We start from the raw sequence: 15,711 nt of genomic DNA on the forward strand, positions 1-15,711 counted from the left end.
GGTCATTGGAGCCGTATCAGTAACGGTTCAAAGGTTCGAACGTTCCATATTCAGAAGAAAAAATACCAGATGAGCAGCACGACAACGAGTGGAACACCCATCAACCAAAGGATCATTGCTCTTAACATTCTCTCATCTCCTTCTTGTTGAAAAACCAACGTTTCGAACGAACGGTTGTTCCAAAAATTAGGGCAATCGAGGCGCGCAGGCGTTCTTCAGCCTCGGTGCTGGGCGACTCAAATACGCGGAATTCCAAAAGCTTTAATGATCCGTCAATGAATCGGTGACATCACTAAATTCTAAAAGGCGCAACCAGCGTTTTCGGTTGCGTTGTTGAGTAAAGAGCGTGTGGCGTATGGATTCGAAACGAGGGCTGAAACATTCGGTCAATGGCAAGGCAGTGGAATTGCGCGGCAAGCGTGGTTCCGTTGCCATGTTGTCATTCATGGCTATTGCTGTCGCTCTCGCGGGATGCGCATCGGCGCCGCAGCCGAAATCGAAGACAAAGCGCTCGAAAGAATATTTCGCTGAATCCAAATATGGCGTGAAGGCCAGTCCCCGCGTTGCCTTCTGGAAGGGGAAGCCGCTGCCGCGTGGTGGCGGGCGCGATCAGACCGGCCAGCCCTACAAGGTCAAGGGGCGCTGGTATTATCCCAAGGAAGACAAGAACTACGTCAAGATCGGTCACGCTTCCTGGTATGGCGAAGCCTTTCATGGCCGCCTGACGGCGAATGGCGAAATTTACGATATGACGCATCTGACTGCGGCGCACCCCACGATGCCATTGCCGAGTTATGCCCGTGTGACCAACCTTGCCAATGGCAGCTCGGTTATCGTGCGCGTGAACGATCGCGGTCCTTACGAATATGACCGTGTGATCGATCTTTCGCAGAAGGCTGCCGAGATGCTCGATTACCAGCATCATGGTACGGCGAATGTGAAAGTCGAATATGTCGGAAGGGCGCCGCTGGATGGCAATGATGACGCTTTCCTGATGGCTTCCTACCGACCGGGTAACGGCGATATGATCGGCCAGCCCGCAACCGGTGTCATGATGGCGATGAACGGGCCGACGCCGACTTCACCCAGATCACGCATTCCGGTGCCTGCGATGGAGCCCGTCTCGGCACCCATACCTGAAAACTCGCCCTTTGCGGTCAATCCTGCTTACAGCGACCCGTCTGCCGGAGCCGCTCCCTTGCTGCCGGCCAATGTGCCTGTACCATCGCAGCGTCCCGGCTCGAGCTTTGGGGTCGCCAATGCCGCCGGTGTGGGCGGGCTTGCCGGTTACGCGTCTGACCGGCTTGCTGCAACGGCTTATGCCGAGGAGCGCACCTATGGCAGCATCCTGACGAAGGATGCGATCTCAAGCGCCTGGAAACGCCGTGAGGCTGAGGAACACGGCGAATATGTCGAGCTTGGCACATTCAAGACATTGGATGAGGCGCGAAAAATTCAGGCGCTGTTGCCGCGTTCGACGCGATTTACGCTCACCAGAATCCCGACCGAAACGAGCGATTTTTACGAACTGACAGCCGTGGCGGAGAAGGGCGCAAATGATGCCCTGCTGCGTGCGGCCTGGAAGGCGGGCGCAGCAAATGCGTTTGTCGTTCGTCTCGATTAACCGCTCACGATGCGGTGATAAGCGCTGGCATATTGATTTTGGCCGGATTCGTTGCGTAATCTCCATCGCATTGCTCACGTAGCGGGATTTGCATGAGGCTGATTTCAAGAATACTGGTGCTTGCGCGCGTGGCCGCTTTGAGCGGCTCGCTGGCTGTTTTCGTGCCGGTTATAAGCCTGGCGGCACCTGCCGAGGCGGCAATTGTTTCAAAAGCGCCGCAGGTCTTGCTCGTCGATGAACGCAGCGGAACGGTGCTTCTCTCCAAGAATGCCGATGCTCCGATCCCTCCGGCATCTCTCGCCAAGCTGATGACGGCGGAAGTGGTTTTCGAAGCCCTTCAAAAAGGAGGCACGACACTCGAAACACCTTATATCGTCAGCGAGAATGCCTGGAGAACCGGCGGCGCACCTTCCGGAACATCAACGATGTTTGCGCGCATCAAGTCAGCCCCCACGGTCGCGGACCTGTTGCAGGGAATGATTGTTCAGTCGGCAAATGACGGAGCCATTGTGCTGGCGGAAGGGTTGGCAGGCAGTGAAGAAGCTTTTGCAGAACGTATGAATGACCGCGCGAAGGCGCTTGGTTTGACGGGCTCCAAATTCGTGAACGCGACAGGTCTGCCGGCGGAGGGCCAGGTTGTCTCTCTCCAGGATCTGGTCAGGCTGGTACGGCATATCCGGACCGCCCATCCCGAATATTACAAATATTATGCCCAACCGGCTTTCACCTGGAACAACATCATGCAGCGCAACCGCAATCCCCTGTTGCGGCTTGATGTCGGCGCGGACGGCATGGCAACGGGATTTACGGAAGCGTCCGGCTTTGCGCTGGTCGGGTCGGCAGAACAGAACGGTCGCAGGCTCTATCTGGCGATGAGCGGTCTTGCCAGCATCAAGGAGCGTGAAGAGGAAGCAAAGCGTCTTCTGCAATGGGGAATGACGGCGTTTGACGACGTGCAGCTTTATCCCGCAGACGAAATTGTGGGTGAGGCGCAGGTTTTCGGGGGCGCGCTCACGCATGTGCCGTTGAAGGTCAAGGATCGTGTCGAGCTATTGCTGCCGAAGGATGGCCGCGACAAGCTGAAAGCCCGGATTATCTATAAGGGACCACTTGGTGCCCCTGTCGCCGACAACCAGCAGGTTGGCGTTCTTCAGTTAGAGCTTGATGGCAGTATTCTCCGTGATGTCCCTGTTTTTACCGCGCAATCTGTCGAGGAGGGAAGTCTTTCAAAGCGCGCCCTGGGTGCGGCGATGGAACTTTCCACCGGCTGGCTGAGGAAATACCTTTAGATTGCGCGACGCGTAATGCAGGCTCGACCTGATGGCCAAAGGCCGATATTAACTTTCACAGAAGTCCGTTCGGGCATCGATTCAAACATTTGGAAGTTGGTTTGTCGGGATTGTTCATCACATTCGAAGGCGGCGAAGGAGCCGGCAAATCAACGCAAATCGCGTTGCTGGCCAAGCACCTGCGGGCAAGCGGCTTCGATCCGGTCATCACGCGAGAACCAGGTGGTTCTCCCGGTGCGGAAGCAGTTCGCCATGTCATATTGAGCGGCAATGCAGAAAGTTATGGCCCGGCGATGGAAGCCCTGCTGTTCGCCGCTGCGCGGGCAGACCATGTAGATGAGCTTATCCGCCCGGCGCTGAACGAGGGGCGGGTCGTGCTTTGCGACCGTTTCATCGATTCAAGCCGTGCCTATCAGGGCGTTACCGGCAATCTCGACAGCACCTATATGGCGGCGGTGGAGCGCATTGCCATTGACGGCGCCATGCCCGACATGACGATCATTCTCGACATTCCCGCGGAGAAAGGTTTGTCGCGTGCCGGAAAACGGCGCGGTGGCGAAACAGCCGATCGTTTCGAGAAGGAAGATATTGCGGTGCATGAGGCGCGACGGCAGGCTTTTCTGGCAATTGCCCAAACGGAGCCTGAGCGCTGCAAGGTCATCGATGCTGACCGGCCGCAAGACGCGATTGCAAGAGATATCGCAAAAGAGGTCGATCGTGTGCTGACGAAAAGGGGGCTGTTGTGATCGAGGAACTCGACGTCCCTAAAGCCCACGATTCCATTGAGGGCGTGCCAGAACCATCTGCGAGTGATTATATCGCCGGGCACCGGGAGATCAGCGATTTTCTGGCGCAAGCCTATCGCGAGGGGCGCATGCATCACGCACTGCTTTTTGAAGGCGCGCAGGGGATCGGCAAGGCAACGCTCGCCTTTCATCTGGCAGGTCATATGCTGGCCCATGGCGACAATGGCGAAGCGCCGGAGCATATTGCTGCGCCGGATTTTGCGAGGCCGCTCTGGCGACAGATCGCGGGCAGCATGCATCCGGCTGTCCTGCATATCAACCGTCCATTCGATCAGAAGACCGGAAAATTCAAAACGGGTATTCCCGTGGAGGAAATTCGCCGGATCACGCATTTTCTGACCCGAACGGCATCGGACCACGCCTGGCGTATCGTTATTGTCGATCCTGCCGACGATATGAACCGCAATGCCGCCAATGCGCTCCTGAAAACTTTGGAAGAGCCCCCCGCGCGGGCGCTCTTTATTCTGATTTCTCATTCGGCGGGGCGGTTGCTCCCGACAATCCGGTCGCGCTGCCAGAGCATCGGCTTCAAGCCGCTTGACGATGGATCGCTGACGGACGCCGTGACCCATGCAGGCCGCGGTATCGGAATTGATGCTGACGCGGTAACGCAAACGCTGCTTCAGCGATCGGAAGGCAGTGTGCGCAAGGCGCTTTTGCTGGTGGCGAATGGCGGTATTGAAATCGCCGACACAGCCGATTCCCTTCTTGAAGGGCAGACTTTCGATTTGCCGAAAGCACAGGCGCTTGCCGGCATATTGAACGGGCGTGAGTCGGAGGTTCAGTATGAGCTGTTCCGTGACCATCTGCTGGGGCGGGTCGCGACTGAGGCGCGTCGTCGTGCCGAGGCTGGGCAACTCCATGATGCAGACCGCTGGTCGCGATTCTGGAGCGATCTGTCGCGTGAAATTGTAGATGCCGAAACCTATAATCTCGACCGGCGGCAAGCTGTGGTCATCCTTCTGGAAAAAACGCATCGCGCTTTTCGTGCCGGTCGGCCTCCGCTTGCGTGACATGGCCGCTGACATGCGTTATGTCACCGCTGATAATTTTTCTCCTCGTGTGTCTGCTAGTCATTCAGGCGCGCTTTCAAACTTCGAAAGACCGGGTCCATAATGAGCCGCGAAAAATATTACATCACAACCGCGATTGCTTATCCGAACGGAAAGCCGCACATCGGCCATGCGTATGAACTGATCGCGACCGATGCGATGGCGCGTTTTCAGCGCCTGAACGGCAAGGATGTTTTCTTTCTGACCGGTACGGACGAACACGGCATCAAGATGCTGCAAAGCGCGCGCAAGGAAGGCATCACGCCGCGCGAGCTTGCAGACCGCAATGCGGCTGCGTTCCGCCAGATGGCGGATGTGCTGAACAGCTCGAATGACGATTATATTCGCACCTCGGAAGAGCGCCATTACAAGGCGAGCCAGGCGATCTGGAAAGCGATGGCTGACAATGGCGATATCTACAAGGGTGGATATGCCGGCTGGTACTCTGTGCGTGACGAAGCCTATTACGGTGAAGAGGAAACGGAAGTCCGCGAGGATGGCGTTCGCTACGGCCCGCAGGGTACGCCCGTCGAATGGGTGGAGGAGGAAAGCTATTTCTTCCGTCTCTCAGCCTATCAGGACAGGCTGCTTGATCTTTATGAGAAGAACCCAGGCTTCATCATGCCTGCGGAGCGCCGCAACGAGATCGTGAGCTTCGTCAAGTCGGGCCTGAAGGACCTGTCGATTTCGCGCACGACCTTCGACTGGGGCATTCCTGTACCGGGCGACGAGAAGCATGTCATGTATGTCTGGGTGGACGCCCTGACCAACTATATTACCGCTCTCGGCTATCCCGATATTTCGGATGAAAAGTGGAGTTATTGGCCAGCCGATGCGCATATTATCGGCAAGGATATTTCACGCTTTCATGCTGTCTATTGGCCTGCATTCCTGATGTCGGCTGGTATTCCGCTGCCGAAGCGGGTTTTTGCACACGGCTTCCTGTTCAACCGCGGCGAGAAAATGTCGAAGTCCCTCGGCAATGTGATCGACCCGTTCGGTCTCGTTGAGCGTTATGGGCTCGATCAGTTGCGCTATTTCCTGATGCGTGAAGTGCCATTCGGACAGGACGGCAGCTATAGCCACGACGCTATCGTCAACCGCACCAACGCTGACCTGGCGAACGATCTCGGCAATCTTGCCCAGCGCTCGCTGTCGATGATCGCCAAGAACTGCGAAGGCAAGGTCCCGGTTCCTGGCGAGTTCTCGGACGCGGATAAGGCCATTCTCGATCAGGCCGATGCGGCGCTCGATACTGCACGCAAGGCAATGGACGATCAGGCGCTGCATCTTGCGCTCGGAGCGATCTTTGCCGTTGTTGCCGAGGCCAACCGTTATTTCGCGGGGCAGGAGCCTTGGGCGCTGCGCAAGACCGATCCCGCGCGCATGGGCACTGTTCTTTATGTGACGGCCGAGGTGATCCGGCGCGTTGGCATCATGGTGCAGCCGTTCATTCCGCAATCGGCGGAAAAACTTCTCGACATACTGGCTATCCCTGCCGACAAACGCCAGTTCTCTGACGTTGCGGCAAGCCAGCTTGTCGGCGGCACCGATCTGCCGGCCCCGCAGCCGGTGTTCCCGCGTTATGTGGAAACAGAAGAGCAGAACTGAGTTCGATGATGCTTGTCGATAGTCATTGTCACCTCGACTTTGCCGATTTCGAGCCGGAGCGCGATGATGTCGTTCAGCGCGCTCTGGATGCCGGGGTGAGGCGCATGGTGACGATTTCCACGCGTGTCAGGAAGTTCGACACGATCCGTGCGCTCGCTGAAACATATGATTCCGTTTATTGTTCGGTCGGAACCCATCCGAACAATGCACATGAAGAACTGGACGTGACCGCCGATGATCTCGTGGGTCTGGCCGAACACCCGAAAGTGGTGGCTATCGGTGAGGCGGGGCTCGACTATCACTATGATTATGCGCCGCCGGAAGCCCAAAGGCAGGGCTTCCTCGTCCACATCGAGGCCGCACGCCGTACCCAATTGCCGCTGGTCATTCATGCCCGCAGCGCGGATGAAGACATGGCCGAGATTCTGGAGCGTGAGACGGAAAAGGGTGCTTTTCCGTTTATCCTGCATTGCTTCTCTTCCGGTCGTGCTCTGGCCGAAAAGGGTATCGCGCTTGGCGGTTATGTCTCTTTCTCAGGCATTCTGACTTTCAAAAACTCAGCCGAAATCCGCGAAGTTGCTTCCATCGTTCCGCGCGACCGTTTGCTCGTCGAGACGGATGCTCCTTATCTGGCGCCGGTTCCTTATCGCGGCAAGCGCAACGAGCCTTCGTTCGTTCAGCACACCGCTGCCGTGCTTGCCGAAACGATTGGCGTGAGCAGGGAAGAAATAGCGCAACTCACCAGCGAGAATGTCTTCCGACTTTTCTCCAAGATGCCCATGCCAGAAGATTTGGCCGCAAAAGGAAGTTGATCGTGTCAGTGCCGCGTAACTGCCTGCGTTTTACGCTTCTGGGCTGCGGGTCGTCTCCCGGCGTGCCGCGCATCAATGGTGACTGGGGCAGATGCGATCCGCAAAACCCAAAAAACCGGCGTCGCCGTGCATCGCTTCTGGTGGAGCGGTTTGACGATGCGGGTAACTGCACAACGGTTGTAATCGATACCGGGCCGGATTTCCGCGCCCAGATGATCGACGCAGGAGCGCAGAGCCTCGACGCGGCCGTCTATACCCACCCGCATGCAGACCATATTCACGGTATCGACGATCTTCGCACCTATGTCGTTGAAAACCGTCGGCTCATGGATGTCTATGCCAACCGGCTGACGCGTAACCGGCTTTTCGACGCATTCGGCTATTGTTTTGAAACACCTGCCGGATCGAGCTATCCGCCGATCCTCAGCATGCATGACATCGCGCCCGAGACGCCGTTTTCCATATCGGGAGCGGGAGGGACAATCCGTTTCGAGCCCTTCAGCCAAGTGCATGGCGACATTGAATCGCTGGGCTTTCGTATTGGTTCTGTCGTTTATTGCACCGATGTGAGCGCTTTTCCCGAACAAAGTCTCAAATATCTGGGCGAAGCTGACGTTCTGATTATCGATGCGCTGCAATATCGTCCGCATCCCAGCCATTTCTCGCTCGGCGAGGCGCTTGAATGTATAGAGAAGCTGGCACCCAAACGCGCTATTCTCACCCATATGCATGTTCCGCTCGATTACGAGACTGTCATGCGTGAGACGCCGCATAATGTCGAGCCGGGATATGACGGGCTCCGCTTCGAGATGCCGCTTTAAGTTTCGAGTGTACAATGAAAAGCCCGCGATGAGATCATCGCGGGCTTTTCATTTTGACGTTCTGTAATTTAGAGCGGTTCCTGTTTTAGCAGAATCGCCGGAACCGCTCTAACTATTTGTTTTGTCGCATTTGCCTCACGCAAAACCGTTTCACACTTTTGCTGGAAATGCTCTAGCCAACGGCACCCTTGGACGGGAAGGGCATGACATTACTGCCCTCGACAGGTTTGGGTGCCTTGTCTTCCAGTTTCAGGCCGCCGGCACGGAGAAGGTCGGTAAAGCGGCCGCCGCGTGCGGCAAGTTCATCGAAGCTGCCGCTTTCGACCAGATGCCCCTTGTCCATGAACAGGACCAGATCGGCCGAACGAACCGTCGAAAGACGGTGCGCAATGATGAAGGTCGTGCGGTTGTGGCTGAGGTCGTCCACCGCCTGCTTCACCTTTTCCTCGGTTTCGACGTCAAGCGCACTGGTGGCTTCGTCAAGAACGAGGATAGGCGAGTCCTTCAGGATTGCTCGTGCAATTGCAAGGCGCTGACGTTCACCGCCTGAAAGCTGTGAGCCGCGTTCGCCAACGACCGTATCGTAGCCATCGCTCTTCGCCAGAATGAAATCATGGGCTGCGGCTGCGCGGGCTGCGGCATGGACTTCGTCATGCGTTGCATTTTCACGGCCGACGCGGATGTTCTCTTCGACCGAGCGATTGAACAGACCCGCATCCTGAAAGACGGTTGCAATGGCATGACGCAGCGAGCGGCGGCTGACGGTACGCGTATCCGTTCCGTCAATCATGATGCGGCCGGCTGCCGGATCGAAGACACGCTGCAACAGATTGATGAGCGTGGTCTTGCCTGCACCGGTCGGGCCGACAATAGCCACGGTCTGCCCCGGCTTGATTTCAAAGGACACGTCGTAGACGCCCTGGCCGGAGTTCGGAAACTCGAAAGTAACATTGTCGAAAACGATGTCACCCTGAACGTCGGTCAGGTCCGAAACGTTCTGCGGTTCCTGACGGTCAGCCGTGGCGTCTTCCATCTGGAAGAATTCCTCAAGCTTTGCGCGCGCCGTGACCGTCTGGTTGATGAATGCGCTGATCTGGTCGAGGCGACCGATCATCAGCTGTGCAAAGCCGATAAAAGCAATCACGTCGCCGACGCGCATCTGCCCCTTGGTGACAAAATAGGCACCGAGAACGAGAACCACCACCATCGAAAACGTCGATGCCATGCGGTTCAGACCATTGGCAAGCGCCCACCAGTTGAGAACCGGAAACTGTGCTTTCTCAAGATTCTTCGCATAATCGCGCAGAGATTGCGTTTCCGAGGCGATGCGATTGTAGCTTTGCACGACCGAAACATTGCTGATCGTGTCGCTCACATGTTCAAACAGTTTATGGTGGTGCTTTTCGACGGCGGTTTGACCATCCTTGGTCTTGCGCATCACGAGCTGGCCGATCATCACATAGATGACGCCAAGCACGATCAGCACCAGCGACATGCGCATATCCATGTTCATCGCGACGGGAATGAGCGTCGCCAGCGCCACGATGGTCGTCAGATGCTGGCGCATGAATTCGAGCCAGAGCGTGAAGAGCGAATCCGTTGCGCGGATCAGCGTATGGAGCGCATTGGAGGTGCCGCGCTTCTGATGCCACGAAAGCGGCATGGTGATGAGACGCTCATAGGAATCGATCATCACACCCAGACGGCGGCGATGTGCAAGGCGGTCAGCCCCCCTTGCCACGAAGACTGCGGCAACAATGTTGAAACCGCCAAGGGCTGCCCACATTGCAAGGGGCGAGAAAATATCGCCCTTGTCGGAGATGGCCTGAATGACCCGGCCGAACAGAATGGGTTCGGCAAGTGTGACCAGGGCAACCAGGACACTCGCGACACACATGGTTATCGTCGCGGTCTTCTCGACCGCAAGGTATTCCATGGCTCGCCAGTAGATTTTGAGCAATGACACTTTCGCACTCCCGCTCGTTCTATTTCACGGGACTAAATGGTATAGACCCGTTGTTCTATCAATATCTGATGGCGGCAAGAAGTGGCGATTGGGTGTCAAGAGCGACCATAAATTAAAAACGTGTGTAACCGAGTGTGAAGATTCCCCGGTCGAAACCGAATTCTTTAGTGGATGCTGGAGCGGTTTAGGCCAAAGCAGCCAAATTGAAGTTTCGCGGATTTCTGCCTAGCAATCGCCGGCACTCGCGTCTATTGACTGGAACGAGCAATCGGCGCGCGCATGCGTGCCGTATCAGGATGCATTGATCGGGTTTCTCCATGGCAGGCGTAGAACAGAAGATTGTGGATACAGGCGAAGCGGGCATGCGGCTCGATCGCTGGTTCAAGGTCCATTATCCGGGATTGGGTTTCGGCCACTTGCAAAAACTTCTGCGATCGGGCCAAATACGCATCGATGGCTCTCGGGCAAAGGCCGATACACGTATTCAGGCCGGCCAGACTGTTCGCATTCCGCCTCTTGGTGTCGATGAAAAGGCAACGGGGCCGGTGACGGCGCGGACAATCCGCAGCCAGCAGGATGGCGACGTCCTTTCGCAGATGCTTCTCTATGAAGATCCGAAGGTTTTTGTTTTCAACAAGCCCGCAGGGCTCGCCGTGCAGGGTGGTTCAGGCGTATCGCGACATGTGGACGGCATGCTGGAAGCTTGGCGCAACAAGAAGGGCGAAAAGCCGCGCCTTGTGCATCGTATCGACCGTGACACATCGGGTGTTCTCGTCGTCGCTCGCACGCGGGGCGCGGCTCAGGCCTTAACTGCGGCTTTCCGGGAACGCGATACGAAAAAGACATACTGGGCCCTGGTGAAGGGTGTTCCGCGCAAGCGCGAGGACAAGATTTCCACATGGCTGGTTAGGGAACAGACACCGGACGGCGACAAGATGCGGGTCTGCCAGCATGGCGAACCTGATTCCGACCATGCGGTGTCCTACTATCGCATCATCGAGAAGGCGGGAAACAACCTGACATGGCTCGAAATGGAGCCATATACCGGCAGAACCCATCAGCTGCGCGTGCATGCGGCCTATATCGGTCATCCTATCATTGGTGATCCCAAATATTTCGAGGCAGACCAGAACTGGGAATTTCCGGGCGGGATACAAAAGCGCCTGCATCTTCATGCGCGTCGCATTCGCATTCCGAACCCGTCAGGCGGCATTATCGATGTAACGGCGCCGTTGCCGCCGCATATGGTGCAGTCGTGGAATCTGCTCGGCTTCGATGAGGAAAGCGCGGAAGATTAAAAATGTCAGGCGAGGCGGGGGGATCGTCCGAAGGACGAGTTTCGTTCGATGGGCTGGCCATCGTGCTGGTCATGTTCATCATGTTCAGCTGGGGGCTCAATCAGGTTGCCATCAAGATCGGCAATCGGGGGTTCAATCCGATGCTGATGGCATCGGGGCGGGCTGCACTTGGCGGTTTATGCGTCTTTCTCTGGTGTTACTGGCGTCGTATTCCGCTTTTCAATAAGGATGGCACGCTCGCGGCCGGTATAGCCGCCGGCATGCTGTTCGGCAGTGAATTCGTTCTGATTTTTCTGGCGATGGAGCTGACGAGCGTGGGGCGCGTCACGCTCATGATGAATGTCATGCCGTTCTGGGTCGCTATCGGCAGTCACTTCCTTTTGGGAGAACGGATGTCTGTCCGTGCCTTCATTGGTATGTGCATCGCCTTTATGGGGGTATTTCTGGTCTTTTCCGATCATGTCAGCCGACCGGGACCGTATGCAATCTATGGCGATTTGCTTGCGCTGGTGTCGGGTGTGTTGTGGGGGCTTACCACGCTGGTCATCAAGCGCACACGCCTTGCCTATACGGCGCCCGAAAAGACACTTCTTTATCAACTCGTCGTCGCGGCTCTGGTGCCGCTGCCATTCATCTCGTTGAATGGTCCGCTGCTTCGCAGCCCGGATGCCTTATCCCTATCGGCCTTTCTCTTTCAGGCGATATTCGTGGTTGCCTTCACCTATCCGCTCTGGTTCTGGATGGTGCGCCGATATCCTGCATCGAAGCTGTCGAATTTTGCGTTTCTTACGCCTGCATTCGGGGTGTTACTGAGCGGTCTGATCCTCAATGAGCCTCTGGGCTGGAAAATCTTTGCGGCTCTTGCGTTGATCGGTTGCGGACTGATGATTATCAACAAACCGGCAAAGGTCTCCAACGCCCGATGAAACTGGTCCTTTTCGATTGCGACGGAACGCTGGTCGACAGCGGTGATTTCATTCACAGATGCATGGCAACCAGCTTTGCCGATGCTGGCCTGGAACCGCCTGCAATCGAGGAAACGCATTCGATCATCGGCCTGTCGCTGCATCTGGCCATTGCCAAACTTTTGAAGCGCGAACCGGACGAGCAGGTGCATTGGCTGACGCAGCGCTACAAGGAAAATTTTGTCATGTTGCGACAGGCGCCCGATTTTGCCGAGCCGCTCTATGATGGAATCCTGCCGCTTTTGATCGAACTTGGAGCGAGAGACGATCTTCTGCTCGGTATCGTGACCGGAAAGTCCCAACGTGGCGTTCGCTCTGTTTTCGAGCGGCACGGCATCGGGCATCATTTCGCGGTGACGCGGACCGCTGACGATTGCCCGTCAAAGCCGCATCCGGCCATGGTGCTTGAATCCTGCGCGGAAATGGGGATAGAACCCAGCCGAACGATTGTCATCGGCGATGCCGTTTATGATATGCAGATGGCCCGCTCGGCCGGTGCCGTGGCGGCGGGCGTCTCCTGGGGGTATCATAACAGACAGGGATTGATAGAAGCTGGCGCCCATCACATTCTGGAAGCGCCATCCGAACTCCATGCGTTGCTGCACGGCATGGACGAAGAGTTTCTCTGACTGTCGAGCCTTCCTGCCGGGACAGCGATACAGAACTGGATAAATCTATGCGTGATATTTTGAGCGATCTTGAAGCGGGAAAGCATCTTTCGGACGAAAATCCCATTGTGCGAGCGCAAAAACAGATGCTGGCGCAATTGCCAAAACGTTTCTACGAAAAAGCAGAAGTTGCAGAAATTGACGGCGGTTTTGCCGTCCATCTGGACGCTCGCCCGGTCAAGACACCTGCACGAAATCTTCTGCTGTTGCCGACCCGGATGGCCGCCCAGATATTGGCGGATGAATTCGCGGCTCAGGAAAAGGTCATCGATCCCGGCAAGATGCCCGCAACACGGCTCGTCAATACGGCGATCGATGGCATTGCACAGGATCCGCAAGCGGTATTCGAGGATATTCTGCGTTTTGCCGGCACGGACATGCTGTGCTATCGCGCCGATAGTCCACAGGAACTCGTTTCCCGCCAGACACGGCAGTGGGACCCGCTGATCGACTGGATGGAAGGGCTTGGCGCCCGTTTTTCACTCGCGGAAGGTGTGATGCATATCGAACAGCCGCGAGAAGCGATAGCGGCATTCGGCGTTCATCTGGCTGCTTTCAAGGATCCGATTGCGCTGGCCTCGCTGCATACGATGACGACATTGACGGGGTCGGCGATTATCGCGCTTGCCATCGCGAAGGGCGAAGTCAGCGCAGAACAAGGCTGGAATCTGGCCCATATCGATGAGGATTGGACTATCGAGCATTGGGGATCGGACGCGGAAGCCGTGGAGCGGCGCAAGAACCGCGAAATCGAAATGATGATGGCCGCCCGCGTGCTCAAGGCACTTTAAATATCAGGCCTATGGCATTGTTCTAATGAAGAAACCCCGGCAATGCCGGGGTTTCTTTTTGCGCGCAATCATCAGATGTTGCGCGTCGTTCCCCTCGGTGAAAACAAAAGAAACCGCACGGACGGATTAGCGCCCGCGCTTTTTTCTTAAACCGAGTAGTACATGTCGTACTCGATCGGATGCGGCGTTGTTTCGTAACGCATCACTTCGGCCATCTTGAGTTCGATGAAGCTGTCGATCTGATCGTCGTCGAACACGCCGCCAGCCTTGAGGAATTCGCGATCCTTGTCGAGCGATTGCAGGGCTTCGCGCAGCGAACCGCAGACGGTCGGGATTTTCTTCAGTTCCTTGGCAGGCAGATCATAAAGATCCTTGTCCATGGCCTGGCCTGGATGAATCTTGTTCTTGATGCCGTCGAGGCCAGCCATCAGCAGGGCGGCAAAGCACAGATAGGGATTTGCAGCCGGATCGGGGAAGCGAACTTCCAGGCGCTTGGACTTCGGCGAATTGCCGAACGGAATGCGGCACGAAGCCGAACGGTTGCGAGCCGAATAAGCAAGCAGAACCGGAGCTTCGTAACCCGGAACCAGACGCTTGTAGGAATTGGTCGTCGGGTTGGTGAAGGCATTCACGGCCTTGGCGTGCTTGATGACGCCGCCGATGAAGTACAGGCAGTTTTCCGACAGGCCGGCATATTCATTGCCTGCGAAGGTCGGCTTGCCTTCTTTCCAGATCGAGAAGTGCACGTGCATGCCCGACCCATTGTCACCGAAGATCGGCTTCGGCATGAAGGTTGCCGTCTTGCCATAGGCATTGGCGACCTGATGCACGACATATTTCTGGATCTGCATCTTGTCGGCGTTGCGGACCAGCGTGTCGAACTTGACGCCGAGTTCGTGCTGCGCGGCAGCCACTTCGTGGTGATGCTTTTCGACCGTGACGCCCATTTCGGTCAGAACGGTCAGCATTTCCGAGCGCATGTCCTGCGCGCTGTCGATTGGCGGAACCGGGAAATAGCCGCCCTTGACACGGGGACGGTGGCCGAGATTGCCGGTTTCATATTCGGTGTCGTCGTTCGACGGCAGTTCGGTCGAGTCGAGTTTGAAACCCGTATTGTATGGGTCTGCCTTGTACTTGACGTCGTCGAAGACAAAGAATTCGGCTTCCGGGCCGACATAGACCGTATCACCGATGCCGAGCGACTTCATATAGGCTTCGGCTTTCTTTGCGGTCGTGCGTGGATCGCGGCCATAGGCTTCGCCCGATACCGGGTCGAGGATGTCACAGAAAATCACAAGCGTGGACTGAGCGAAGAATGGATCGATATGGGCCGTCGTCGGATCAGGCATCAGAACCATGTCGGATTCATTGATTGCCTTCCAGCCGGCGATGGAGGAGCCGTCGAACATCACGCCGTCGACAAACATGTCTTCGTCGACGAGGCCGATATCCATCGTAACGTGCTGCAATTTGCCCTTCGGGTCGGTGAAGCGAAGGTCGACAAACTTGATGTCGTTGTCTTTGATCTGTTTGAGAATATCGTTGGCAGTCGTCATTTTAATTCCCTGTTTGCGCGACGATGGATTGTACGCAGGTCTTGTCAGATGGCATCCACGCCGGATTCACCGGTACGGATACGGATAACTTCTTCGATGTTGGAGACGAAAATCTTGCCATCGCCGATGCGTCCCGTCTGGGCAGCCTTGCGGATGGCTTCGATAGCGCTGTCCACGGTTTCGTCTGCGACGATGACTTCAACTTTCACCTTGGGAAGAAAGTCGACGACATATTCGGCGCCGCGGTAAAGCTCGGTATGACCTTTCTGTCGTCCAAAGCCCTTGGCTTCGATGACAGTGATCCCCTGCAAGCCGACTTCCTGAAGGGCTTCCTTCACTTCATCCAGCTTAAAGGGCTTAATGATGGCTTCGATCTTTTTCATCAGAGAATGGTCTCCGCTCTTCTTCGGAAAAGGGCATCGTGCCCGCTTCACCAGTACAGAAGCATGAAG

The 15,711-nt window shown here is 56.3% G+C and carries 14 protein-coding genes; 11 read left to right on the forward strand and 3 right to left on the reverse strand.

Annotated elements, in window-relative coordinates; genetic code table 11:
* Positions 1-355 precede the first annotated feature (355 nt).
* The 7 genes from AVM02_RS10705 (at position 356) to AVM02_RS10735 (ending at position 8,015) form a co-directional block, all read left to right on the forward strand.
* Positions 356-1,624: a septal ring lytic transglycosylase RlpA family protein gene (locus AVM02_RS10705; RefSeq protein ID WP_411506950.1), complete on the forward strand. Its 1,269-nt coding sequence runs from the start codon at positions 356-358 to the stop codon at positions 1,622-1,624.
* A 92-nt stretch (positions 1,625-1,716) separates the two neighbouring features.
* On the forward strand, positions 1,717-2,913 hold the full coding sequence (locus AVM02_RS10710) for a D-alanyl-D-alanine carboxypeptidase family protein (RefSeq protein ID WP_411506951.1): 1,197 nt from the start codon (positions 1,717-1,719) through the stop codon (positions 2,911-2,913).
* 101 nt (positions 2,914-3,014) lie between these two features.
* Complete coding sequence (tmk, locus tag AVM02_RS10715) at positions 3,015-3,659, forward strand: dTMP kinase (RefSeq protein ID WP_411506952.1); 645 nt, start codon at positions 3,015-3,017, stop codon at positions 3,657-3,659.
* On the forward strand, positions 3,656-4,732 hold the full coding sequence (locus tag AVM02_RS10720) for a DNA polymerase III subunit delta' (RefSeq protein ID WP_411506953.1): 1,077 nt from the start codon (positions 3,656-3,658) through the stop codon (positions 4,730-4,732). The genes tmk and AVM02_RS10720 overlap by 4 nt, the downstream gene beginning before the upstream one ends.
* Before the next feature lie 102 nt (positions 4,733-4,834).
* The gene (gene metG, locus AVM02_RS10725) at positions 4,835-6,382 is read left to right on the forward strand and encodes a methionine--tRNA ligase (protein ID WP_411506954.1); all 1,548 of its coding nucleotides are present in this window, start codon (positions 4,835-4,837) and stop codon (positions 6,380-6,382) included.
* Positions 6,383-6,390: 8 nt separating this feature from the next.
* Entirely contained in the window at positions 6,391-7,194 is an 804-nt protein-coding gene (locus tag AVM02_RS10730) for a TatD family hydrolase (protein ID WP_411506998.1), read from the forward strand.
* A 2-nt stretch (positions 7,195-7,196) separates the two neighbouring features.
* Positions 7,197-8,015, forward strand: a complete 819-nt coding sequence (locus AVM02_RS10735) for an MBL fold metallo-hydrolase (protein ID WP_411506955.1) — start codon at positions 7,197-7,199, stop codon at positions 8,013-8,015.
* 172 nt (positions 8,016-8,187) lie between these two features.
* Here the strand turns inward: AVM02_RS10735 and AVM02_RS10740 are convergent, their stop codons facing one another.
* Complete coding sequence (locus AVM02_RS10740; RefSeq protein WP_411506956.1) at positions 8,188-9,981, reverse strand: glucan ABC transporter ATP-binding protein/ permease; 1,794 nt, start codon at positions 9,979-9,981, stop codon at positions 8,188-8,190.
* A gap of 317 nt (positions 9,982-10,298) precedes the next feature.
* On the opposite strand from AVM02_RS10740, the gene AVM02_RS10745 reads away from it, so the two are divergent.
* From AVM02_RS10745 to AVM02_RS10760, 4 genes are read left to right on the forward strand one after another with little or no spacing between them, the layout of a single operon-like run.
* Positions 10,299-11,279, forward strand: coding sequence for an RluA family pseudouridine synthase (locus tag AVM02_RS10745; protein ID WP_411506957.1), 981 nt, complete (start codon positions 10,299-10,301; stop codon positions 11,277-11,279).
* A gap of 2 nt (positions 11,280-11,281) precedes the next feature.
* The gene (locus AVM02_RS10750) at positions 11,282-12,205 is read left to right on the forward strand and encodes a DMT family transporter (protein ID WP_411506958.1); all 924 of its coding nucleotides are present in this window, start codon (positions 11,282-11,284) and stop codon (positions 12,203-12,205) included.
* A complete protein-coding gene (locus AVM02_RS10755; RefSeq protein ID WP_411506959.1) occupies positions 12,202-12,873 on the forward strand; it encodes an HAD-IA family hydrolase in 672 nt (223 codons plus the stop codon). Before AVM02_RS10750 ends, AVM02_RS10755 begins: the two co-directional genes overlap by 4 nt.
* Positions 12,874-12,920: 47 nt before the next feature.
* A complete protein-coding gene (locus tag AVM02_RS10760) occupies positions 12,921-13,703 on the forward strand; it encodes an ATP12 family chaperone protein (RefSeq protein WP_411506960.1) in 783 nt (260 codons plus the stop codon).
* 146 nt (positions 13,704-13,849) lie between these two features.
* On the opposite strand, the gene glnA is transcribed toward AVM02_RS10760, so the two are convergent.
* Positions 13,850-15,259: a type I glutamate--ammonia ligase gene (gene glnA / locus AVM02_RS10765; RefSeq protein ID WP_411506961.1), complete on the reverse strand. Its 1,410-nt coding sequence runs from the start codon at positions 15,257-15,259 to the stop codon at positions 13,850-13,852.
* 44 nt (positions 15,260-15,303) lie between these two features.
* A complete protein-coding gene (locus tag AVM02_RS10770; RefSeq protein WP_002964122.1) occupies positions 15,304-15,642 on the reverse strand; it encodes a P-II family nitrogen regulator in 339 nt (112 codons plus the stop codon).
* Positions 15,643-15,711: the final 69 nt, after the last annotated feature.

The organism is Brucella anthropi (genome assembly GCF_046630315.1).
GTDB classification, from domain to species: domain Bacteria; phylum Pseudomonadota; class Alphaproteobacteria; order Rhizobiales; family Rhizobiaceae; genus Brucella; species Brucella anthropi_A.